The sequence below is a fragment of the Haladaptatus ordinarius genome (genome assembly GCF_054177595.1).
On record NZ_JBPEHH010000002.1, the window covers coordinates 87,620 to 108,012 of the forward strand.

At 62.5% G+C, this 20,393-nt stretch carries 23 protein-coding genes; 11 read left to right on the forward strand and 12 right to left on the reverse strand.

Going from position 1 to position 20,393, the window contains the following annotated elements:
- Positions 1–54 precede the first annotated feature (54 nt).
- Both ACR3FF_RS01820 and ACR3FF_RS01825 read right to left on the reverse strand, forming a co-directional pair.
- Positions 55–717: a DUF7546 family protein gene (locus tag ACR3FF_RS01820; RefSeq protein WP_458185510.1), complete on the reverse strand. Its 663-nt coding sequence runs from the start codon at positions 715–717 to the stop codon at positions 55–57.
- On the reverse strand, positions 714–2,099 hold the full coding sequence (locus ACR3FF_RS01825; RefSeq protein WP_458185628.1) for a heme o synthase: 1,386 nt from the start codon (positions 2,097–2,099) through the stop codon (positions 714–716). Before ACR3FF_RS01825 ends, ACR3FF_RS01820 begins: the two co-directional genes overlap by 4 nt.
- 107 nt (positions 2,100–2,206) lie before the next feature.
- Between ACR3FF_RS01825 and coxB the strand changes: the two genes are divergently transcribed.
- The 3 genes from coxB to ACR3FF_RS01840 all read left to right on the forward strand — a co-directional run bounded on the left by coxB (position 2,207) and on the right by ACR3FF_RS01840 (position 4,561).
- A complete protein-coding gene (coxB, locus tag ACR3FF_RS01830; RefSeq protein WP_458185512.1) occupies positions 2,207–2,959 on the forward strand; it encodes a cytochrome c oxidase subunit II in 753 nt (250 codons plus the stop codon).
- 127 nt (positions 2,960–3,086) lie between these two features.
- Positions 3,087–3,980 carry a cytochrome c oxidase subunit 3 gene (locus tag ACR3FF_RS01835; protein ID WP_458185514.1) on the forward strand — a complete coding sequence of 298 codons (894 nt, stop codon included), beginning with the start codon at positions 3,087–3,089 and terminating at the stop codon, positions 3,978–3,980.
- A 296-nt stretch (positions 3,981–4,276) separates the two neighbouring features.
- The gene (locus ACR3FF_RS01840) at positions 4,277–4,561 is read left to right on the forward strand and encodes a DNA-directed RNA polymerase subunit L (protein WP_458185516.1); all 285 of its coding nucleotides are present in this window, start codon (positions 4,277–4,279) and stop codon (positions 4,559–4,561) included.
- Here ACR3FF_RS01840 and ACR3FF_RS01845 read toward each other — a convergent pair.
- Positions 4,558–5,127, reverse strand: a complete 570-nt coding sequence (locus tag ACR3FF_RS01845; protein WP_458185518.1) for a hypothetical protein — start codon at positions 5,125–5,127, stop codon at positions 4,558–4,560. The genes ACR3FF_RS01840 and ACR3FF_RS01845 overlap by 4 nt on opposite strands.
- A gap of 36 nt (positions 5,128–5,163) precedes the next feature.
- Positions 5,164–5,979 (reverse strand): imidazole glycerol phosphate synthase subunit HisF, encoded by an 816-nt coding sequence (hisF, locus tag ACR3FF_RS01850; protein ID WP_458185520.1) that lies wholly within the window; start codon positions 5,977–5,979, stop codon positions 5,164–5,166.
- Between the two features lie 299 nt (positions 5,980–6,278).
- Here hisF and ACR3FF_RS01855 point away from each other — a divergent pair, with 299 nt between their 5' ends.
- Positions 6,279–6,425 carry a DUF7550 family protein gene (locus tag ACR3FF_RS01855; protein ID WP_458185522.1) on the forward strand — a complete coding sequence of 49 codons (147 nt, stop codon included), beginning with the start codon at positions 6,279–6,281 and terminating at the stop codon, positions 6,423–6,425.
- A 54-nt stretch (positions 6,426–6,479) separates the two neighbouring features.
- Here ACR3FF_RS01855 and purL read toward each other — a convergent pair whose 3' ends face one another.
- Positions 6,480–8,642 (reverse strand): phosphoribosylformylglycinamidine synthase subunit PurL, encoded by a 2,163-nt coding sequence (purL, locus tag ACR3FF_RS01860; RefSeq protein WP_458185524.1) that lies wholly within the window; start codon positions 8,640–8,642, stop codon positions 6,480–6,482.
- 244 nt (positions 8,643–8,886) lie between these two features.
- Between purL and ACR3FF_RS01865 the strand changes: the two genes are divergently transcribed.
- Both ACR3FF_RS01865 and ACR3FF_RS01870 read left to right on the forward strand, forming a co-directional pair.
- A complete protein-coding gene (locus ACR3FF_RS01865; protein ID WP_458185526.1) occupies positions 8,887–9,570 on the forward strand; it encodes a PHP domain-containing protein in 684 nt (227 codons plus the stop codon).
- Positions 9,570–10,640 (forward strand): asparagine synthase C-terminal domain-containing protein, encoded by a 1,071-nt coding sequence (locus tag ACR3FF_RS01870; protein ID WP_458185528.1) that lies wholly within the window; start codon positions 9,570–9,572, stop codon positions 10,638–10,640. The genes ACR3FF_RS01865 and ACR3FF_RS01870 overlap by 1 nt, the downstream gene beginning before the upstream one ends.
- Positions 10,641–11,374: 734 nt before the next feature.
- Here the strand turns inward: ACR3FF_RS01870 and ACR3FF_RS01875 are convergent.
- Positions 11,375–11,536, reverse strand: coding sequence for a hypothetical protein (locus tag ACR3FF_RS01875; protein ID WP_458185529.1), 162 nt, complete (start codon positions 11,534–11,536; stop codon positions 11,375–11,377).
- 49 nt (positions 11,537–11,585) lie between these two features.
- Positions 11,586–12,059: an NUDIX hydrolase gene (locus tag ACR3FF_RS01880; protein ID WP_458185531.1), complete on the reverse strand. Its 474-nt coding sequence runs from the start codon at positions 12,057–12,059 to the stop codon at positions 11,586–11,588.
- Between ACR3FF_RS01880 and ACR3FF_RS01885 the strand changes: the two genes are divergently transcribed.
- Positions 12,058–12,456: a helix-turn-helix domain-containing protein gene (locus ACR3FF_RS01885; RefSeq protein WP_458185532.1), complete on the forward strand. Its 399-nt coding sequence runs from the start codon at positions 12,058–12,060 to the stop codon at positions 12,454–12,456. The two genes, ACR3FF_RS01880 and ACR3FF_RS01885, sit on opposite strands and share 2 nt — an antisense overlap.
- A 51-nt stretch (positions 12,457–12,507) precedes the next feature.
- Here ACR3FF_RS01885 and ACR3FF_RS01890 read toward each other — a convergent pair whose 3' ends face one another.
- Complete coding sequence (locus ACR3FF_RS01890) at positions 12,508–13,482, reverse strand: transcription initiation factor IIB (protein WP_458185534.1); 975 nt, start codon at positions 13,480–13,482, stop codon at positions 12,508–12,510.
- 306 nt (positions 13,483–13,788) lie between these two features.
- Between ACR3FF_RS01890 and gatC the strand changes: the two genes are divergently transcribed.
- Genes gatC through ACR3FF_RS01905 form a run of 3 tightly spaced genes read left to right on the forward strand, consistent with a single transcriptional unit; the run spans position 13,789 to position 16,599 of the window.
- Positions 13,789–14,067, forward strand: coding sequence for an Asp-tRNA(Asn)/Glu-tRNA(Gln) amidotransferase subunit GatC (gene gatC, locus ACR3FF_RS01895; protein ID WP_458185535.1), 279 nt, complete (start codon positions 13,789–13,791; stop codon positions 14,065–14,067).
- Positions 14,064–15,332, forward strand: a complete 1,269-nt coding sequence (gene gatA / locus ACR3FF_RS01900) for an Asp-tRNA(Asn)/Glu-tRNA(Gln) amidotransferase subunit GatA (RefSeq protein WP_458185537.1) — start codon at positions 14,064–14,066, stop codon at positions 15,330–15,332. Before gatC ends, gatA begins: the two co-directional genes overlap by 4 nt.
- 28 nt (positions 15,333–15,360) lie before the next feature.
- The gene (locus ACR3FF_RS01905; RefSeq protein WP_458185539.1) at positions 15,361–16,599 is read left to right on the forward strand and encodes a PKD domain-containing protein; all 1,239 of its coding nucleotides are present in this window, start codon (positions 15,361–15,363) and stop codon (positions 16,597–16,599) included.
- 66 nt (positions 16,600–16,665) lie between these two features.
- Here the strand turns inward: ACR3FF_RS01905 and ACR3FF_RS01910 are convergent, their stop codons facing one another.
- On the reverse strand, positions 16,666–16,926 hold the full coding sequence (locus ACR3FF_RS01910; RefSeq protein ID WP_458185540.1) for a hypothetical protein: 261 nt from the start codon (positions 16,924–16,926) through the stop codon (positions 16,666–16,668).
- A gap of 326 nt (positions 16,927–17,252) precedes the next feature.
- Here ACR3FF_RS01910 and ACR3FF_RS01915 point away from each other — a divergent pair, with 326 nt between their 5' ends.
- A complete protein-coding gene (locus ACR3FF_RS01915) occupies positions 17,253–17,780 on the forward strand; it encodes an SCP2 sterol-binding domain-containing protein (RefSeq protein ID WP_458185542.1) in 528 nt (175 codons plus the stop codon).
- Between the two features lie 39 nt (positions 17,781–17,819).
- Here the strand turns inward: ACR3FF_RS01915 and ACR3FF_RS01920 are convergent, their stop codons facing one another.
- From ACR3FF_RS01920 to ACR3FF_RS01930, 3 genes are all read right to left on the reverse strand, one after another.
- Positions 17,820–19,022 (reverse strand): acyl-CoA dehydrogenase family protein, encoded by a 1,203-nt coding sequence (locus ACR3FF_RS01920; RefSeq protein ID WP_458185544.1) that lies wholly within the window; start codon positions 19,020–19,022, stop codon positions 17,820–17,822.
- Positions 19,022–19,585 (reverse strand): SCP2 sterol-binding domain-containing protein, encoded by a 564-nt coding sequence (locus ACR3FF_RS01925; protein WP_458185546.1) that lies wholly within the window; start codon positions 19,583–19,585, stop codon positions 19,022–19,024. The genes ACR3FF_RS01920 and ACR3FF_RS01925 overlap by 1 nt, the downstream gene beginning before the upstream one ends.
- A gap of 147 nt (positions 19,586–19,732) precedes the next feature.
- Positions 19,733–20,386 (reverse strand): helix-turn-helix domain-containing protein, encoded by a 654-nt coding sequence (locus ACR3FF_RS01930; RefSeq protein WP_458185548.1) that lies wholly within the window; start codon positions 20,384–20,386, stop codon positions 19,733–19,735.
- Positions 20,387–20,393 lie beyond the last annotated feature (7 nt).

Consider the following 20,393-nt stretch of genomic DNA (forward strand, 5'->3'; position numbering starts at 1 on the left):
GAACGCTCTTTTCACTCACCGTCTTTCAGCCATCTCCAATCGTATTCGATGCGGTCACCGCATCGTCGGTCGCCAGTACAGCAGTGCGACGGTGACGACGAACACCACCGTCGAGATGTCGTAGGAACCGGACGCGACCGTCGTCGCCAGGCCAGTTCCCGCACCGGCGATACCGGTGACGATGGAGGCGACGACCGGGAAGGTACAACTCACGCAGGAAAACAGGCCGAGGATGCCAGCGACGGTCGACCCTGCGGCGTCGAGGACCGTAGCGTAGACGAGATACGCGAGCGAGAGGTACCCGACCAGTTTGAACGGCAGGACCGAGAGCCGAACCAGGTCGCCGTTGTAGAGGAGGGCAGGTCCCCATCCCGGCGGGAGCCACGCGATACGGAGACTTCCCGACGTCATCCCCGCCATCGAGTGGGCAGGGCCGAAAAGCCCGCCGACGTAGCCGAGGACGAGGAAGTAGCCCACTGCGACGGCGATTCCCAGTACCCTGTCGCGGTCGCTCCGTGCGACTGGGTTGGTCCCCCACACCGCGAACACGGCGACGTTTATCCAGACGAACGGATAGAGGAGGTAGCGAAGTTCGCCGCCGGAGTGATTCGAGAGCGAAAAGTACAACAGGAGCAAGAGGAGTTCGGCGTTGAGCAACGCCGCTCCCCACAGCACGGTTTCTCCCGTCGGCCGGAATCGTGCGATTCGTGTGCTCATAGTACGAGTGCGTCGACGACTATCGCGACGAGGAGCGCCCCGAGGTAGGCGTTCGAAGCGTGGAACGACCGGAACGCCGCCCGTTCGTCGCGTTCGTAGTGGAGTTTGACGACCGCCACGAGGAAGACTGCCCCGAAGATGACCGTCGTGAGCGCGTAGAGCCATCCGAGCGTCGTGACCGTGGCGAGCACGCCCGCAGCGAGGAGCGTTCCCCCGAGCCACAGCAGGATGTGTTTGCGAGTTTCGACCTCACCGCGGACAACGGGCATCATCGGGAATCCCCCGCGTGCGTAGTCGTCTTTGTACGCCAGCGCGAGGTTGTAGAAGTGTGCGGGCGTCCAGAGGAAGATGATGCCCGCGAGCACCAGCGCCGGGAGGCCAACTCCGTCGGTGACGGCGGCCCAGCCGATGAGCGCCGGGAGCGACCCCGCGAAGCCACCGATGACCGTGTTCTGGACCGTGTTCGGCTTCAGTACGAGCGTGTACACCACGCTGTAGAAGACGATGGCGGTCAGTCCCAGGACGGCGACAAGCAGGTTCACCGAGAGGAAGACAGTGAGGGAGGCGGCCGTGAGGAAGAGACCGAACGCCACCGCGTTCCGAACCGGAATCTGGGAGGTCGCCGCCGGACGGTCGGCGGTTCGATTCATCCGCTGGTCGACGTCGCGTTCGAGGACGTGATTGAACGTCCCGCTCGCACCGATGGAGAGTACGCCGCCGGAGAGGGTCGCGACGACGGTTCCGACGTCGAGGGTCGGTCCAGCCGCGAGCGCCATCCCGGCCGACGCGACGAGACACAGGAGCCACATCAACCGAGGTTTCATCATCCGGAAGTAGGCATAGACGGTCGCTTTCGGCCCGGTGGAGGGCTGGGCGTCCGGAGCCTCGGGCATCTCGGCGTCTCGAATCCCCATCGCTATCGGGCCGTCTTTCTCCGTCGGTTCGAGCGTCCACGCGAGTGCGAGGACACAACCGGTGAAGATCGCCATCCCGACGCCGAGGTGGACGGCGGCGAACGCCGTGGTCGTCGCCGTCGTCGCGGCGAGCGCACCCAGGCCGACCTGTACCGGATACAGCGTCGCGGCCGTCGAGAGCGCGATACGGACTCGCTTTCGAGTTCGTGATTCGCGCATCCACGCGAAGAGTGTCGTCCCAGCGAGAAGCAGGCCGACGACGAGTGCGACGACGCGGTGTCCCCACGCGAGTGCGAGTTTCGGGTCGTCGAGTGGGACGACCCAGTGACCGTTACAGGCGGGCCACGTCGGACACGCCGTCGCGGCGTTGGTGAGCGAAGTAGTGGCACCGACGACGACCAGTAGATAGACGCCGACTGCGGTCGCTGTCAGTGCGCGCTCGAATCGACCCGAAGAGAGATGCTGCAGTGCCACCGTTGTACGACGATTACGTTCCCGTCTACTTAGACCATCCGACTTCCTGCGAGGGCGAAGACAGCACATATTTATGGAGTACTTCCCAAGCCTAAGGCAGTATGGATTCCAAGCGGCTAGCGTTCGTCTCGGTATTCGGTGCGGCGCTCCTCACGGTCGCAGTCGACCCCGTGTTGGCATACGAATCGACGACCGAGGAACTCATCCGAACGCTGAACACTCAGTTGCTGTATGCAGCGATTCCTATTACGGTGCTGGTCGAGGGTATCCTCATCTACACCGTATGGAAGTTCCGTAACAACGAGAACCCGCTCCCGACGAAGGAGAACCGGCGACTCGAAATCACGTGGACTGTCGCCACCGCTATCGTCCTCCTGTTCGTCGGGTACGCCTCCTACGGCGTCATGGCGAACGAGTACGTTACGACGACGCCACAGGACGCAAACAACATGGAGGAGAACGCGGTCGAAGTGGAAGTCGTGGCCGAGAAGTACATCTGGACCTACAACTACCCGCAGGAGAACATCACGGGCGCGAGCAAACTCGTCATCCCGAAAGACCGTCCCGTGTATCTCAACGTCACGTCGAAGGATTGGCTTCACTCGTTCCACGCGCCGGAACTCGGACTGAAACAAGACGCCATCCCGAACCAGCACAACGTCATCAAGACGGAGGCGACGACAGAGGGGACCTACCAGGTCTACTGTGCGGAGTACTGTGGCGTCGGTCACTCGAACATGCTGAGCACGGTGGAGGTCAGGTCACAGAGCGGATACCAGCAGTGGGTTCAGGAGCAGAAAGGCGGACAGGGCGGCGGCAACAACAGCAGTTCAGGCAACAGCAGTTCGGCCTGAAATCGGTTTCTCGTCTTTCGTCGACACAACTCGGTAGCGGCCGCGCTTCCGGTCACCGTTCCATCGCCGACGAAACGGCGGAGGGTTTTGGGTGCATTTTTAGTAGTCGAACCGTAACGCTCTCTGTATGACGGTAACGGACGATTCGACAGAGGAGCACGGACATCACCTCCCGGCCGTCGAGGACTGGCCGAAAGGCTTCGGCGAGGCGTCGTGGTGGCCATTCATCACCGCCATCGGCGGGGCAGGATTCTACGTCGGTGCTGCACTGTTCATCCTTGGGAGCGGAGAGAACAGTCTCGTCGGCCCGACGGTGGGACCAGCAGTGTTCATCGCCAGCGCGTTCGTCTTCCTCGCGGGACTGTACGGCTGGGTGTACCACGCGTTCGTCAAGCACTTCTGGAGCCGAGACACGCACGAAGCGGGCGCGAACGCACTCCGCTGGGGGATGATAGCGTTCCTCGGGTCGGAGCTAGCGACGTTCGGCGCAGGGTTCGTCTACTACTTCTTCATCCGGGCGGGCACGTGGCCCCCGACGGGTGACGAACTCCCGGAACTGATACCGATGGGCGGCGGAATCGGCGAACTGCTGAGTTCGCTCGTGCTCGTCAACACCATCATCCTGGTCATCAGCAGTATCACCCTCCACTGGGCGCACGTCGAACTGCGGAAGGGCAATCACAGTCGATTCATCACCGGACTCGGACTGACGCTCCTGCTCGGTATCGTCTTCATCGGCGGACAAGTGCTCGAATACTACGAGTTCATCGTCCACCACGGCTTCACGCTCACGGGCGGCGTCTTCAACAGCGCCTTCTTCGGGCTGACGGGTCTCCACGGCCTCCACGTGAGCATGGGTGCGGTGCTCATCGGCATCGTCTTCGTGCGGGCGCTGTACGGGCAGTACTCCGCGGAACGCCACGTGTCGGTCAGTACAGTCTCGATGTACTGGCACTTCGTGGACGCCGTCTGGATATTCCTCGTCGTCGTGCTGTACGTCGGCGCAGAGATGGCGGTCTAAACGGCCTTCTTTTCGTTCCGGTCGCCGAGTACGACGGTATCGAGCGACGCAGGTCGGCGACTCGACGGCCGACGACCCTTCTCTCGCGGGTATTCGGTCGCCCCAATCAGGAGACCCGAACCGAGGCGACAGCGTCGCCGAAGACGAGTCTCACCATCGGACCGTCACGGGCGCTGTGGTGAAAGAGGTAGACCGCGTTTCTACGAACGGGACTAATCGGTAGCGACGCGGCCGACGAGACGACGTGAAACGCACGCTTCGCAAGATTGAAACGCGACAACGCAGAATTCGGGAGTATGGAACTGCGGGTTATCGAGAAGAGCGACACCGAACTCCAGATAGAAATCGGGGGCGAGAACCACACGTTCATGAACGTGCTCAAGGGTGCGCTCCTCGAAACCGAGGGCGTGGCTGCCGCCACCTACGACGTGAACCCCGAGCAGTCCGGCGGTCAGACCGACCCGATTCTCAGTCTCAAGACCGAGGACGGCACCGACCCCCTCGACGCACTGGAGGCTGGCGCGCAGAACATCAAAGACAAAGCGAACGCCTTTCGCGAGGCGTTCCAGACCGCGGCCTAATTCTCCGTCGTATCGGTCGTCACGACACAATCCTCGACCATCACGGTGAGGGTGAACGTTCGACCGTCGAACGCGAACTGCGTCGAGCTATCGTACTCCTCGGCGAGCGAGTCGAGGTGGTCGAACACCTCGTCGGTGCGACGTTTGCTCGTCCGAACGCGAACGCTCTTCGAATCCGGACCGAGATACGCGACCGCGTTCTGGAGTTCCGGGAGTGTGGTCACGTCCGCCTCGCCGAGTTGCGCCGTACCACTCCCCTGGTCGACATCCAACAGGAGATAGGCGTGACAGGGGTCACCTCGCCCGAACTCCAGCGTAATATAGACGGACTCGGCCGCACACCCACTCGCATCGAGGACGTGGTCGGTCGGGTCGACCGACCCTCGGGCCGTACAGGTACTGCGGGTCGTCGTGGATGTGGGCGTCGTACTGGTTTTGGGACGGTCCGTCGTCCCAGTGGTCGACCGCGTCGTTTCACCGGTCGTTTTCTGTGTACCAGTCTCGTCACCGACGCAACCGGCGATCAGAAGCGTTCCACAGGCCGAGAGGAGGGCACGACGTTGCATACCCACACCTGTTGGCTTCCGAGAATAAGTTTTGTGTTACAACCGGACCGGAACGTCGCGCTCCGCGAGATACTCCTTGACCTCCCGAATCGAGTACTCGCCGAAGTGGAAGATAGAGGCCGCGAGCGCAGCGTCCGCGTTCGCCTCGGTGAACACCTCGTAGGCGTCTTCCGGCCCGCCACAACCCGAGGAGGCGATGACCGGCGTCGAGACGGCGTCGCAGACCGCCTTCGTCAGCGGGACGTCGTAGCCGTCTTTCGTCCCGTCGGCGTCGATAGAGTTGACGAACAGTTCACCCGCACCGCGTGATTCCGCCTCTCTGGCCCACTCGACGACGTCCACGCCGGTTCCCTCGCGGCCACCCTTAACCGTACACTCGAACCAGCAGGATTCGCCGTCGACCTGCGCGTAGTGTTCGCCACCCTCGTTGAATCGCCGTTTCGCGTCCACGCTGATGACGATACACTGGTTGCCGAACGCCGTCGCACCTTCGGTGATGAGTTCCGGGCGCTCCAGTGCGGCGGTGTTGATGGACACCTTGTCCGCCCCCGCACGCAGAGTCTCTTTGATGTCTTCGCGCGTGCGGATGCCACCCCCGACGGTGAGGGGGATGAACACTTCGTCGGCCACCTCGGAGACCACGTCGAGCATTGTCTCGCGTCCCTCCGCGCTGGCGGTGATGTCGAGGAAGACGAACTCGTCCGCGCCCGCTTCGTTGTACTGGCGTGCCATCTCCACCGGGTCGCCGGTGTACTGGAGGTCTTCGAAGTTGACGCCGGTGTAGACCGCCGGCGTCCCGTCCTCGTCCACGTCCACGTCGATGCACGGGATGATTCGCTTGGTGAGGGTCATCGATTGGGAGACGGTAGGGAGGCGGGCGTCAAAAGGAGTCGGTTTGTGGGACAGCGGTAGGGAGAGAGTAGGGCCGGTGAGTCCGACGGGTGTTCACGTCCTCGAAACGAACCAGATCGAGGGACGGTCGAACGACCGTGACCGTCCAGGAACGTTCGAGGGGAGGACCGGGCGTTCGAAGATACGATTACGTCGTCGACACCCGCCTCAGAGAACCATCTACCGTCTCAGTTCGGTCGTTCTCCGAACGCGACACGGACACCGATACACCGAAGTACCGGGCAGACAGATGTCGGCGTATGAGTGGTCACGAATACGAACGCGGAGAGATAGAGCGAGTGACGGCCCCACAACAGGACTTTACGATGAGCCAGGTGACGACTGGCCTGCTCGTGTTCGTCGTGGGACTGGCCATCACGTTCGGCGTTCCGTTCTTGCTCTTTTAGGGCCCGACTGCCGGTGAGACGCCGCCGTCGTCCGAGCGCGAATCAATTCGTCTCTCAGTCCAGTTCTCGCGCGAGTACGTTTCGCAGTCCCGCAATCTCGTCGGCCGAGTAGCGTAGCCAGTCGTCGCCGACTTCGACCTGGAGCGTGCCGGAATCGTTCGCGGAACCGAGTTCGATGACCGGCGCGACGTCCTCGAACGCGCGGAACACAACCTCAGGGTCGGTCGTCTCGACCACTGCACGGCCCGGCAGTTCGTTGAACAGCCGTTCTGCGGGCGTCACTCCGGAGTCGAGCGTTACCGAGGCCCCCGCGTCCTCGGAGACCATCTCGGCCAGCGTCACCGCGAGGCCGCCGTCGCTCACGTCGTGGACCGCGAGCGTCGCGTCCTGCGTGGCGACTTCGCGCAGTCCGGCGACGATTTCGGTCGGGTTCTCGGGGAGTTCCGGGAATCGGTCGCTCCCGCCGACCTGTGCGAGGTACTCCGACCCGCCGAGCGCACCGGCTGGTTCGCCGACGAGCAGCAGGGTACCCTCACCAGCGAGTTCGGTGGGCGGGGCGTCGTAGTCGGCGGTCGTGCCCGTCATCGCCAGCGTCGGGGTCGGCGGAATCGGCCCGCTCGGGGAGTCGTTGTACAGCGAGACGTTTCCGCCGACCACGGGAACGGCGAGTTCACTGCACATGTCCGCGAGTCCGTCGACGATGGCCTTGAAACCGCCGTACACGTCTGGCTTCTCGGGGTTGCCGCCGTTCAGGCAGTCGACAGCGGCGAGGGGGGTCGCGCCTTTCACCGCGAGGTTCGTCGCGTTCTCCAGTGCGACTGCACGGGCACCATCGTAGGGTGCGGTGGTCGTCCAGTGGGGGTTCGCACCCGCGGAGAAGGCGAGGCCGAGTTCTGCCCGTCGAATCGCCAGGACAGCCGAGTCGTCGCCGGGGGGCATCGCGGTTCGCGTCTGCACCTCGTGGTCGTACTGTCGGTACACCCAGCGTTTGCTCGCGCAGTTGGGTGAACCGACGACCGCCTCGAACGCCTCGTGTACGTTCGTCTCGGGCAGGTCGCGCTCGGGTTGCGTGGGTTCCGTCGCGGGCAGGTCGTTCATCGGCGCGCCGTCACCGATGAACTCGGCCGGCACGTCGACGACCGTCTCGCCCTCGAAGGTACAGACGTAGTTGCCCTCGGTCACGTCGCCGATGACCGAACAGCCGAGGTCGTACTTCTCCGCGATTTCGTCGACTGCGTCGACGTTCTCCGGGCGCACCTCGTAGCACATTCGCTCCTGGGACTCCGCGAGTAGAATCTCCAGTGCGTTCATGTTCGGTTCGCGCTGGTGGACGCGGTCGAGTTCGATGTCGGCACCGAGACCACCCTTCGCTACCAACTCACTGGACGCACCGCCCAGTCCTGCCGCGCCGAGATCGCGGGCCGATTCCACGAGGCCGCCATCGACGAGTTCCTCGTTCGCCTCGATGAGCAGTTTCTCGGTGTAGGGGTCGCCGACCTGCACTGCGGGCCGGTCTTCCGTCTCGGCGTCCTCCGAGAGGTCTTCGCTGGCGAAACTCGCGCCGCCGAGTCCGTCCCGACCGGTCGCGTTGCCGACCAGGACGAGTTTGTTGCCCGCCTCCTGTGCGTTCGCCGTGATGAGGCGGTCGGCCGAGAGGAGACCGACGCAGGCGACGTTGACGAGGGGATTGCCCTCGTAGTCGGGGTGGAACTGCGTGCTTCCCGCCACCGTCGGGACGCCGATGGAGTTGCCGTAGTCGGCGATACCTTCGACCACGCCCTCGAGCAGATAGCGGGAATGTTCGCGGTCGAACCCGCCGAAGTAGAGGCTATCCGCGAGTGCGATGGGATAGGCCCCCATCGAGAGCGTGTCGCGGACGATACCGCCCACGCCCGTCGCCGCGCCGTCGTAGGGATCGACGTAGGAGGGGTGGTTGTGGCTCTCGATGCCCATCGTGATGTAAGTGGAATCCTCTGCGCGGCCATCGCCGCGAGTGGAGTCGGTGCCAGGCGACGGAAGCGCGACGACCGCGGCGTCGTCGCCGGGACCCACGACGACGTCCTCGCTTTCGGAGTCGAACGCGGTCAACAACGGGCGCGACGAACGATACGCACAGTGTTCGCTCCAGAGGTTCTCGAACAGCGCTTCCTCGGCCAGCGTCGGGTCGCGGTCGAGTTCGGCGACGACCAGTTCACGGTCGGACTCGGAGAGACTCATTCACTGTTCTGTACAGACAGGGCGGATTAATGCCTTTCCATATGCACGAACGTGCTTCTCGAATCCGGGCGGCGAAGTCAGTTCGAGCGACACGGTAAGAGAACGCCGAACGCCCTTCGACTTGCCTCAGAACCGTCGTCCACTGTCGACCGGGTATAGAGGTTCGCCGTCGGTTTACCCCGCGTTACCGTCCGCTCCGGTGGAGACCGAGGCGTTTTTCCCCCCACCATTCAAAGGTTCACTCGTGCTTTCGGTCGAGTTGCACTGTCACTCCGCCCTCTCACACGATGGCCGTGACCCGGTAGACCTCATCTTAGAACAGGCGAAAGCCGTCGGTCTCGACGCTATCGCCATCACTGACCACGACCAGATCGACGCGAGTCTCGATGCCGCCGCACTCGCTCCCGAGTACGGACTGGTCGGGATTCCCGGACTCGAAATCACGACCCGCGCCGGACACGTCCTCGGACTGGGCGTCGAAGAGCGCATTCAGCCCGGTTTGCCGTTCGGAGAGACGCTCGACCGAATCAGAAGACAGGGTGGCGTCGCCGTCGTTCCCCACCCTTTTCAGAAATCGCGGAGCGGCGTCGCACCCAACATCAGTCGAACCGAACTCGCCGAAGCGGACGCCATCGAGGTGTACAACTCGCGCCTGCTGACCGGGCGTGGCAACCGCAAGGCGAAAGAGTTCGCCCGCAAGCACGGAGTGCCGATGACGGCAGGCAGCGACGCCCACATCAGCGAGATGGTCGGACAGGCCGTGACGAGGATAGACGCGGCCCGCGACACCAAGGCCATCCTCGATGCTATCGCGGATGGACGGACAGAAATCCAGGGCAAGCGAACGCCGTGGCGCATCAGTTTCCGCCAGGCCGCGGGCGGCGCGAAACGCCGAGTCATTAACCGCGTCGCGCAGTTCATCGGCTGATGCAGGGTGCATCACCGACGCTCGTCCGTCGAGCCATCGAAACCGGCGAGCCACTGCCGGGGACGCGCGGATTCGCAGGCGAACTCGATGGCCGACTCGTCCGTGACGTGCTGGGTCGCTATCCGCTGTTTTCCGAATCCGACGACGCGACGACGTGGAGTTTCGACCCGACCGACCTGGACGATCCCGACCCGGTTCCAGCGGGTCACGCCCGCACCCGGGACGGGGACGAACGACTCTGGCACCTCCCCGACCCGCCGGTGTTCGAGGACCCATCCCGAGCAGTCGCGACGGTCGAAGAGGCTATCGAGACGAGTCTGGCAGCCGTCGACGAGGACGACCTCGCGGTGGCGTTCTCGGGCGGCGTCGACTCTGCGGTCGTCGCCAGCGCGTTCGACTGCCCGCTGTACGTGGCCGGCTTTCCGGACAGTCACGACGTCGAGGCCGCCGAGACGGCAGCAGCACGGATGAACCGGGAGGTCCGGGTGGTCGAACTCACGCACGACGACGTTGAACGCGCCGTCCCCGAGGTGGCCCGCGCCATCGGGCGAACGAACGCGATGGACCTCCAGATCGCGCTCCCACTCTTCCTGACCGCCGAGCGCGCGTCCGCTGACGGATACGACCGACTCGCGGTCGGCCAGGGTGCAGACGAACTGTTCGGCGGGTACGAGAAGGTCGCCCGCAGCGACCACCGTGTCGAGGCCGAGACGGTGCGTGGTGCGGCCCGCGAGACGCTTTGGACGCTTCCCGAACAGTTAGCCCGTGACGTGCTCGCGCTTCGGGCCGCAGGTGTCGACCCGGTCGCGCCGTTGCTGGACGACCGGGTCGTCCGAACTGCACTTCGGTTGTCGGGGTCGATGCTCGTCTCGGAGAGCGGGGTGCGCAAGTGGGCGCTGAGGGAGGCCGCACGGGCGTTCGTCCCCGACGAGGTGGCGATACGAGACAAGAAAGCGGTTCAGTACGGCAGTCTCGTGGCGCGAGAACTCGACAGACTCGCGCGACAGGCGGGATTCAAACGCCGGATGGGCGACCACGTGACGAAGTACGTCCGGTCACAAGTGGATTGATTGCTGGCGTCGAGGCGATGGTCGAGACGAGTTGGCTACCGAGGGGTCCGTCCCGCGATTTTTTGTTCGAGCCAGGAGTCGTGGTGACCTCCTCCTCGCCGTAAGCGGCGAGGCTTCCCACGGCACCGCACCGCTGGTTTGGGATATTTGCTGGTTGACGACCTGTCGGTATGATAGGCCGATGGCGGGGCCACACCGCCGTTACTCCTATCCCGGCATGGGACTCGGAGTTATCTTGCTGACCGAGACACCACAGCGGTTCGAGAGGGTGTCTCGAACGTTCTGGGCCTCGGAGTCCCGATATTGTGCAATTGAGTGGGCGGTGTGACCGCCTCGGTGTCCATCATATTATGAACCGATACTACTTAAATATCTGTAGTAGTGTCGATGCGTGGTTTGGGAAAGAGTTGACGGATTCACTCCCGCCGTGAACGGCGGGATTCTCTCCTCGCAGAAAGATAGCCGATACAGCAGCCACCACACTCGCCACACGACTGTCGGTCGAGTTCGTACGACGCGCCACAGCTCTTGCACTCGAATCGCGCGGGTTCCGTCATCCCTGACTGTACATCGACTTTGTTGATAAGTATCATCCTTGATCGTTCAATCACGGAGAAATGGTATTATTATGCAGGAGCCAAACGGCCGAATCAGACGTTCTTAGCCCATGGAGAATTTGCGTCGAGAAGTAGACGACAGAATGCTCGGGAAATATACATTGACACGTAGTGTATTTATCGATGAGTAGATGTGACGATTTGTTCGCTTCCGCAGTCGGGGCAGAGGTTCGATTCCGTATCGAACGCCCTTCCACAGCTCGTACAGACATTGGTCTCTCGGAGTTCGTCGTCATCGTCGTCCGCGAAGTGTCGCTGTAACCGGTCGAGGATGCTCATACGACCGAGAATCCACCGAACCGACCTTATTATACACCGCCTAACCCACTCAGCGACGACGTTCCACGCGCTCTATCGCCTCGACGCCGAGCGTCACGACCTCTTCGGTCATCCCGTCGTGACCCCGTAGTTGGTCCGACGTGAACCACCGCCATTCGTCTCCGTTCGTCTCACCGTCGGCCGGTGCCAGCGTTCTGTCCGGGGCCTCCCCGTAGTAGACGAAGTCGACGTGCTGGTGGGCGACGTCGCCGTCGAACGTATCGACGTCGTAGAGCATGGTGTGTTCTGCAGGAGGGAGTTCTCGACCGAAGTCGGCCGAAACGCTCGTCTCCGGTTCGAGTAGCGCCACGTCCAGTCCCGTCTCCTCGCGAACCTCGCGCAGCGCCGCCTCGCGTGGAAGTTCGTCGCGGTCGAGGTGACCGCCCGGCGGGAGCCACATCCCGAGTCGGTCGTGTTCGTGAAGCAGGCATTCGCCGTCGTAGACGACGTAGGTACTCACCGTGAAGTGTCGCGTGGTTTCCATGGTGGAGTGGCACGGAGACGGCACTTGCCGCTTACGGTCGAGTGGGCGTGTCGTCTACCGTGACGGGCGCGTTCACGCACGCATCGTCGGAAGCGCATCCGTCCTCCAGTCCGTCGTCGCCGACCTTCCCCCGAGCGTCGACGTCGAGATACACGCCGTCGGCGAGTACGACGCCAGTCGAGAGTCACCCGTCTCGACGCTCAGCGACCGCCAGCGGGAAGCCATCCTGGCCGCTCTCGAACTCGGGTACTACGACCAGCCGCGGAACGCCACGCACGAGGGCGTAAGCGAGCGACTGGACTGCGCTCCGAACACCGCCTCCGAACATCTCCAGAAGGGCGAGGCGAAACTGCTGAAAACCGCGTTGCGTTCGGGACTAGACGCAGTTTCGGAGTGATTCCGGAGACCGACGTCGGTTACACGAACGAAGAAAACGAAAGTGACGGACTCACGGCGCGACGGTTCCCTCTTCGGCGTCGAGCAGTTCGTGGTAGCGGTTGCGGATGGTGACCTCGCTGATGTTCGCGACATCGCTCACCTCACTCTGGGTCGTCTTCTCGTTCGTCAGGAGCGCGGCGGCGTAGACGGCGGCGGCCGCCAGCCCGACCGGCGACTTCCCGCTGTGGATGCCCTGTTCGGTCGCCGAGTCGAGCAGCGACCGGGCTCGCCGCTCGGTCTCGTCGGACAACTCGAGTTCCGAGGCGAACCGGGGGACGTAGCTCTTCGGGTCGGCGGGTTCGATTTCGAGCCCGAGTTCGCGGGCGACGTAGCGATACGTACGGGCTATTTCGTCTTTCTCGACGCGCGAGACGCCCGTGAGTTCGTCCAGGCTGCGCGGGGTGCGTGCCTGTCTCGCGGCGGCGTACAGCGACGCGGTCGCGACGCCTTCGATAGAGCGCCCCGGAAGGAGGCTCTCGTCGAGCGCACGGCGGTAGATGACGCTGGCCGTCTCGCGGACGGTGTCGGGCAAGCCGAGCGCGGACGCCATCCGGTCGATTTCGCCGAGCGCCTGTTTGAGGTTGCGCTCTTTGGAGTCGCGGGTACGGAAGCGCTCGTTCCACTTGCGCAGGCGCTGCATCTTCTCGCGCTGGCGCGACCCCAGCGAGTTACCGTAGGCGTCGCGGTCACGCCAGTCGATGTTGGTCGAGAGACCCTTGTCGTGCATCATCGTGGTCGTCGGCGCACCGACGCGCGATTTCTGGTCGCGTTCCGTCGCGTCGAAAGCGCGCCACTCTGGCCCCCGGTCGACGGCGTCTTCCTCGACGACGAGACCACAGTCGCCACACACTCGCTCGCCGCGCTCTTCGTCGGTCACGAGGTGTCCCCCACATTCGGGGCACCGCTGTCGCTCGTCGGCTCGCTCCTCTGTTCGCTCACCACTGGTCTCCGTCTCGTCGTTCGTTCGAGTTCGTGTATCAGTCATGGGCGCGTGCGGTGTTCGTTTCTGTCCGGTCGGGTACGTGTATCAGTCATGGGCACGGGCTAGCAGGGAAAGACGAGGTTCGTCAAATGGAGAATCGATAGACGTATGGTGTAGCACTCCCAGCTACTTAAGTCCAGTGGGTACAGCGAGTGATTTTCTCGGTCGAGAAACCGAAGAATCATCGGTAGTTCGCGGGGAAGATACAGTATTCGAAATCTCTGCACGACTCGCGTTCTGCCCGGCTTTATCAATGTGACGGGAGAGAGTATCGAAACCCTTACCGCTCGTCCGGGGGTTCGTCAACATATGAGCGATACGTCTCCCGGCCCCGACGAGGTTCGTCACGTCGCACGGTTGGCCCGCGTCGGCATCTCCGACGAGGAGGCCGAGCGGTTCGCCGGCCAGTTCGCGGACATTCTGGGCTACTTCGAGACGCTAGACGAAGTACCGGAGGTCAAACGTGAACCGGACCTCGTGAACGTCATGCGCGAGGACGAAGTGAGAGCGAGTCTCGAACAGGACGCAGCACTCGAGAACGCACCGGAGTCCGAAGACGGTTACTTCAAAGGGCCGAACGTCTCATGAGCTACAACGCGTTCATCACCGAAACGACCATCGACGGCGACGGGGACGGCCCCCTGGCGGGGGCGACGGTCGCCGTCAAGGACAACATCAGCACCGAGGGCGTCCGCACGACCTGTGGGTCCGCGATGCTCGAAGACTACGTTCCACCGTACGACGCGACCGTCGTCACGAGGCTCAAAGACGCCGGGGCGACCATCGTCGGCAAGGCGAACATGGACGAGTTCGGTATGGGGACGACCACCGAGACGTCCGCCTTCGGGCCGACCGAAAATCCCGTGGCCGAGGGACGTGTCGCGGGCGGTTCCTCCGGCGGGAGCGCCGCCGCCGTCGCGGCAGGCGAGGCAGACCTGGCGCTGGGAACCGACACTGGCGGGTCGATTCGCTGTCCCGCCGCGTTCTGCGGCGTGGTGGGCATCAAACCGACCTACGGACTCGTCTCGCGATACGGGCTTGTCGCGTACGCGAACAGCCTCGAACAGATAGGCCCCATCGCCGAGACAGTCGAGGCGGCCGCCGGACTGCTCGACGTCGTCGCCGGGCCGGACGAACACGACGCGACGACCCGAACGGAGGGCGCAGACGCCGACTACGCGAGTGCGGCGGACGGCGACGTGTTGGGCCTCGACGTGGGCGTCCCGACCGAACTGGTCGAGGGTGCCGACGAGGGCGTCGTCGAACAGTTCTGGGCCGCGATGGACGACCTCGAATCGCAGGGTGCGACGGTCCACGAAGTCTCGCTCCCGTCAGTCGAACACGCCGTCGAAGCCTACTACGTCATCGCCATGTCCGAAGCGTCCTCGAACCTCGCGCGCTACGACGGCGTGCGGTACGGCCACTCCGGCGGGTTCGACGGCAACTGGAACGAGGTGTTCTCCGAGGCACGCGAGGAGGCCTTCGGCGACGAAGTGAAACGCCGTATCCTGCTCGGAACGTACGCCCTCTCGGCAGGGTATCACGACAAGTACTACAAGAAAGCACAGGACGCTCGTGCCTGGGTCAAACAGGACTTCGATTCCGCTTTCGAGGACGTGGACGTGCTCGCCAGTCCGACCATGCCGACACCCCCGTTCGAACTCGGCGAGAGTCTGGACGACCCGCTTCAGATGTACCTCACGGACGCCAACACCGTCCCCGTGAACCTCGCCAATCTGCCCGCCATCTCGGTTCCGGCGGGCGACACCGACGGCCTCCCCGTCGGCGTGCAGTTCATCGGGCCGAAGTTCGGCGAGAAGCGGGTGATTCGGGCCGGAAGCGCACTGGAGTAGTCGAAAACACGTCGCTCCGTTCTCCTCAATGGACCGTCGGCGGATCGAAGTGAGGACGTTCGATGCGGCCGTCGATGGACGGGTTCAGGTCGTGTTCGCGGGCGTACTCGACCAGCGCGTCGTGGACCGTTCCACACCGGCGAGCGACTCGACGACGCTTTCACGTGATTCGTTTACGATTCAGAGCGGAACGGAGGACGAGACGGACGTGTTCGTGACGAAGGCGAACGAATCCGGACCGACTGCGATGGTCGTCGGGGGTATTCACGGGAACGAGGACGCCGGCTACGAGAGTGCAGAACGAATCGCCGAGTGGGACATCGAACGCGGAACACTGGTGGCGATTCCGAAAGCGAACGCCGAAGCAGTTGAAGACGGTACACGGAACAGTGACGACGGGACAGACCTGAACCGTCAGTTCCCGACCGGCGAGGAACCGGAGACGGAACTCGCTCGCGCCATCTGGGGAATCGTCGAAGAGTACGAGCCGGACGTGGTGGTCGGCCTCCACGAATCCACCGGAATCTACGATGGCGACATAGACGGCGGCGTCGGCCAGGTGATCTTCAGTTCGTGGGACGACAAGGCGTTCGCGGATGCCGAGAGCGCGGTAAAGTATCTGAACGGGAACTACGTCTCGCGCGACGAGTACGAGTTCGAGACGGGCGCGTTCTCCTCTAGCGATAGCGAACCGGCCGGACTGATCGTCCACAAGGCGGCACGGGATGCCGACGCCTTCGGATTCCTCGCAGAAGTTACGTCCCAGGATACCTCACTGAGCAAGCGCGTGATGTGGCACGAGAAAATCGTCCAACAGCTCGTCGAAGAAGAGGTCCTCACGTCGTCCGACGACGGGAACAGCGACGAGGACGAGGAAGAGAAAAAAGAAGAGAAAGAGAAGAAAGAAGAAGACGAAAAGAAAGAAGAGCAGAAAGAGGAAGAAAAAGAGGGAGAGGAAAAAGAGGGAGAGGAAAAAGAGGAGAACGAACCACCCGTCGCGAAAATCCAGACGTCGGCTGACAACCTGATGGATGGCTCGCTCGAACAGGGCCAGACTTTGACGTTCGACGCCTCGAAATCGAAAGACAGCGACGGAAAGATCGTCACGTACCAGTGGGACCTCGACGGCGACGGGTCGTTCGAAACGAGCGGGAAGACCGCCGAGATGACGCTATCCAAGTGTGGGAGCTACCGGGTCACGCTTCAGGTGACCGACGACGACGATGGCGCGAAAGCCACGGACGAGGTCACGCTCACGACGGTCTGACGAGCGAACGAACGAAACTTTTCAGTTCGTCGAAACGGTCGTCGTTTTGGTCCGAGTCGTACTCGTCTAGCGTCGAACCACCGATTCTTCTTCGTCCACGTCGAATCCGAGTTTCGAGAGGGTCTCGCTGGAGACACCGGCGTCGAGAATACGTCGATAGAAATCCCGCCGTTCCGTCTCTGAGAGAACCGTGTCGTCCGTCTCGTTCCGTTCACCGAGGCCAGTTCGCTCACCTCGTCGCGTCCTCTCGTAGGCGTCGCGGATGAGTTCGGCTTCGAGTTTCGGGACCGTTCGGGGAATCTCCGGCGACCGCTCAGTTTTAGACATCGTTACCGGCCACTCACAGGGAGGTGTTAAATGTATTTTAAGATAACAAATCTGTCTTTTTCTCGTTGTACAGGTCTCTTTGGTGGTAGCCACACGGCTATAACGCTAGCACTGATGCGTATGTCAATTTACCGCAGGGAATACGACTCGGGCTGCCGCGAATGCGGACGAACCGAACAGAGATAGGGCCAACGACGGTCGACGCGTCCTCATCTCGGCCGAACGAACCGGTCGGTTCGGACGAACGACGCCCCACCTAATAAATCACCTCCGATACGGTGGAGAACGTTGATTCTGTTCGCCACGAGCATATTCGACGAGCGTGCATGTCAGACAATGACTATCCAGATCCGTTGTACTTTCCCAGTCAGGCGTGGTTCTCCCGGTACGAGGAGACCATCAACGACGACGAAGAGTACAACGAGATGAGCGAAGGCTGGGGCGTCGGTTTCGACGGCGACATCGTGTTCGAGATGACCGAGATGCCCGTCGACGACCTCGACGTCGACTCGATGCCCGAGTACTTACACGACGAACTCGACCAGTACATGAACGAGATCGGGACCGGCTACACGGGGTACGCGTATCTCGGGCTGGAAGACGGGCGATGTACCGGGTCGGACTTGATTTCCGGTCCCGACGCCGTCGATGCCGGCTTCCACCTCACCGCCCACAACGAAGACTGGGAGGAACTCCTTCGTGGCGACACCGACATCATCCAGGGGTTGATGAGTGGAAAGTTCGAACTCGACGGCGACATGCAGAAGATACTCCAGTATTCAGATTCGGCCCAGCGGCTCACGTCGCTCGCGGCGTCGATAGACGCGACGTTCGCGCGTAAGAAGTTCTCGTAGGGTCGCCGAGTAGAAGAGAAACGGTCGAAACGAACCGACTCAGTAGGCGGGCATTCCCGTCAACTCTTTGCCGACGATGAGCTTCTGGATCTCGGTAGTGCCGTCGGGAATCGGCATCGTTCTCGCGTCGCGATAGTAGCGTTCGAGACGATTCTCGGTTTTGAGCCCCTCTGCTCCGTGCACCTGGATGGCGTCGGATGTGGCTTCGACCGACTGCTCGCAGGCGTAACCCTTGGCGAGCGAGGACATCATCCGCGCGTCGGAATCGCCCGCTTCGAGCAGTTCGACGACGCGCTCGGCGAGACACCGCGAGGATTCGAGGGCACACTTGATGTCGTAGAGCTTCTCCTGAATCAGTTGGTGTTGGCCGATGGGTTCGCCGAACGTCTCGCGGTCTTTCGCGTACGCCAACGCCTCGTCGAACGCGGCCTGCATGATGCCGACCGCCATGAACGCCATCCCGGTGCGCATGAACGAGAACGTCGCGTTGAGCGGTTTCTGGTCGAGGAACAACTGGGTGACGCTTTCGGGGAACGGGACGATGTCGGAGATGTCCTTGCCCTCCATGATGGCGTTCTCGAACATCGTCGAGAGACGGTTGTCAACCGGAACGCGCACGTCGTCGAGGTAGATGTGCCCGTTCGGGACGGCCTTCCAGCCCAGTTTGTCTATCCCCTCGGTCTCGAACGGGGCGGTCTCCTGGTCGACGAGGAACATGTCTTGCGAATCGGTGCTCTCGTCGTGTGCGACGACGAGTGCCACGTCGGCGATTTGCGCGTTGCCGACCCACGTCTTCTGTCCGTCGATGACGAACTCGTCGCCCTCTCTCCGCGCCGTCGTCCGGGGACGTGCCGTGTCGCTTCCGCCCTCCGGTTCGGTCACCGCGAGACAGCCGATGCACTCGCCCGCGTCCAACTTCGGAGCCATCGCCTCGCGCGTGGTGTCGCCGGCGAACTGGGCGAACAGCGACGGAAACGACATGTTGAGGGCGACGTTGAGACTCGGCCAGACGCGACTCATCTCCTCGGAGCAGATGGTGTACCGCCGGAGGTCGCCGAAGTACGTTTCCGCCGTTTCGGGGTCGAACCCGATGCCGAGTTCGCGGAGGTCGTCGACGTACCCCAGCAACTCCGTTCTGGTGAACGGCTTTCGGTCCTGTTCGTCGACGACCGGTTCGACGTGCTCGTCCAGATACCGCCGGAGGTCCTCGCGAAACGCCCGCTGTTCGTCTGTCAGTCGCATTAGCTCGGGATGTTCTCGGAGACGGAGTTGATGACCGGTGCGAGACGCGTCCCCTTGTTGACCGGACCGTCCATCTCGTAGCGCTGTTGCATGAACCCCTGTATCGGGTCGACGTTGCCGGTGACCAGTCCGACGAGCGTATTTGCCGGTCCGGTGATTTCCAACATCGGGTCGTCTAACGTGCCAGCACCGCCGCGCATCACCTGTGCGTCCTTGTCGACTTCGAGGTGTCCGTCCATCTGACAGTCGGTCGCCGAGAAGTTCACCGTGATGTCGTCGTTGATCTGCTCTTTCACCTCCGGTCGTTGTTCGACGAGCACCTCGACGCCGGCCCAGAGTAGCTCTTGAAACTGGTCTGCAGTCTGCGGGTTCTCGGAGACGAACGCCGCGGTGTCAAGCGTCTTCATCCGGTCGACGACGCGTCCGAACGTCACCGGATTTTCGCGGACGAGTTCGCGTTCCTGCCCGTCTATCTCGTCCAACAGGTCGGGCAGTTGCCGTTCGAGTTGCTCGTCTGACTGTTCGGTCGCCGTTTCGATGCGTTGTATCAGGTCGTCGTTCATCGGTGTTACCTCCGGTGACCCGAGCGTCTCCCACTTCGGGAGGCACCGAGTCACACTACAATCGATTTTTTGACCGAGATGCCGAAGGGTCTACTTCGTCGTATACACAGGGGTTTAAATACGGCCACCCCCCGAAGGGAAAAGCGACTATCGCGGGGTTATCTCGGTGAGGATGGTGGCTTCGACCTTGCGAAGGAGTTCGCCAACGTTGCTCGGTGAACACTCGAGTTCGCTGGCCAAATCCTCGTGAGTGACGCGGCGTGGAACCGAGTAGTAGCCCTGTTCGACCGCCGTCTTCAGTATCTCCTGTTGGCGCTCGGTGAGCACCGAGAAGAGTCGTTCGTTCTGCGGTTTGTACTCTCCCGTCTGTTCTAGCTTCGGGCGCAACGACCTGGGAAGTTCGGGGATAGCGCGTCGAACCATCTCCTCCTCACCGACGACCGTGAGCCTAAGTCCGCCGCGCTCGGTGAACTCGAGCGGTGTGTCCACGATGAGTTCGTACTCTCGCGGAATCTGTAACAGGGTCTCGATGACTTCGTTCGGTTCGAACTGGACGTAGACGTGAACGCTATCGCGTGGCTGTGAGACGTGCGACATCACCACCTCGTCGTGGTCGTCGAGGATCTCTTCGACCCGGTCGGCGTCACCCGACAACTGGTAGATAGTGATGGCCGTCCCGTCGTTGAGCAGGGATATCTCGTGAATGAACTGGCGCGTGAGCGACGATTCTGCCGCGAACGCACCGTCGATGGGATGCAGGCCATCGGCGTCTGGGATGAGAACGAACTTGACGTACCGCATATCAATG

What these genes read in the sequence shown, in the direction of transcription:
- ACR3FF_RS01820 (WP_458185510.1), bottom strand. Translation starts at nt 717, where the DNA reads ATGAGCACACGAATCGCACGATTCCGGCCGACGGGAGAAACCGTGCTG.
- coxB (WP_458185512.1), top strand. Translation starts at nt 2,207, where the DNA reads ATGGATTCCAAGCGGCTAGCGTTCGTCTCGGTATTCGGTGCGGCGCTC.
- ACR3FF_RS01835 (WP_458185514.1), top strand. Translation starts at nt 3,087, where the DNA reads ATGACGGTAACGGACGATTCGACAGAGGAGCACGGACATCACCTCCCG.
- ACR3FF_RS01840 (WP_458185516.1), top strand. Translation starts at nt 4,277, where the DNA reads ATGGAACTGCGGGTTATCGAGAAGAGCGACACCGAACTCCAGATAGAA.
- ACR3FF_RS01845 (WP_458185518.1), bottom strand. Translation starts at nt 5,127, where the DNA reads ATGCAACGTCGTGCCCTCCTCTCGGCCTGTGGAACGCTTCTGATCGCC.
- hisF (WP_458185520.1), bottom strand. Translation starts at nt 5,979, where the DNA reads ATGACCCTCACCAAGCGAATCATCCCGTGCATCGACGTGGACGTGGAC.
- ACR3FF_RS01855 (WP_458185522.1), top strand. Translation starts at nt 6,279, where the DNA reads ATGAGTGGTCACGAATACGAACGCGGAGAGATAGAGCGAGTGACGGCC.
- purL (WP_458185524.1), bottom strand. Translation starts at nt 8,642, where the DNA reads ATGAGTCTCTCCGAGTCCGACCGTGAACTGGTCGTCGCCGAACTCGAC.
- ACR3FF_RS01870 (WP_458185528.1), top strand. Translation starts at nt 9,570, where the DNA reads ATGCAGGGTGCATCACCGACGCTCGTCCGTCGAGCCATCGAAACCGGC.
- ACR3FF_RS01875 (WP_458185529.1), bottom strand. Translation starts at nt 11,536, where the DNA reads ATGAGCATCCTCGACCGGTTACAGCGACACTTCGCGGACGACGATGAC.
- ACR3FF_RS01885 (WP_458185532.1), top strand. Translation starts at nt 12,058, where the DNA reads ATGGTGGAGTGGCACGGAGACGGCACTTGCCGCTTACGGTCGAGTGGG.
- ACR3FF_RS01880 (WP_458185531.1), bottom strand. Translation starts at nt 12,059, where the DNA reads ATGGAAACCACGCGACACTTCACGGTGAGTACCTACGTCGTCTACGAC.
- ACR3FF_RS01890 (WP_458185534.1), bottom strand. Translation starts at nt 13,482, where the DNA reads ATGACTGATACACGAACTCGAACGAACGACGAGACGGAGACCAGTGGT.
- gatC (WP_458185535.1), top strand. Translation starts at nt 13,789, where the DNA reads ATGAGCGATACGTCTCCCGGCCCCGACGAGGTTCGTCACGTCGCACGG.
- gatA (WP_458185537.1), top strand. Translation starts at nt 14,064, where the DNA reads ATGAGCTACAACGCGTTCATCACCGAAACGACCATCGACGGCGACGGG.
- ACR3FF_RS01905 (WP_458185539.1), top strand. Translation starts at nt 15,361, where the DNA reads ATGGACCGTCGGCGGATCGAAGTGAGGACGTTCGATGCGGCCGTCGAT.
- ACR3FF_RS01910 (WP_458185540.1), bottom strand. Translation starts at nt 16,926, where the DNA reads ATGTCTAAAACTGAGCGGTCGCCGGAGATTCCCCGAACGGTCCCGAAA.
- ACR3FF_RS01915 (WP_458185542.1), top strand. Translation starts at nt 17,253, where the DNA reads ATGTCAGACAATGACTATCCAGATCCGTTGTACTTTCCCAGTCAGGCG.
- ACR3FF_RS01920 (WP_458185544.1), bottom strand. Translation starts at nt 19,022, where the DNA reads ATGCGACTGACAGACGAACAGCGGGCGTTTCGCGAGGACCTCCGGCGG.
- ACR3FF_RS01925 (WP_458185546.1), bottom strand. Translation starts at nt 19,585, where the DNA reads ATGAACGACGACCTGATACAACGCATCGAAACGGCGACCGAACAGTCA.
- ACR3FF_RS01930 (WP_458185548.1), bottom strand. Translation starts at nt 20,386, where the DNA reads ATGCGGTACGTCAAGTTCGTTCTCATCCCAGACGCCGATGGCCTGCAT.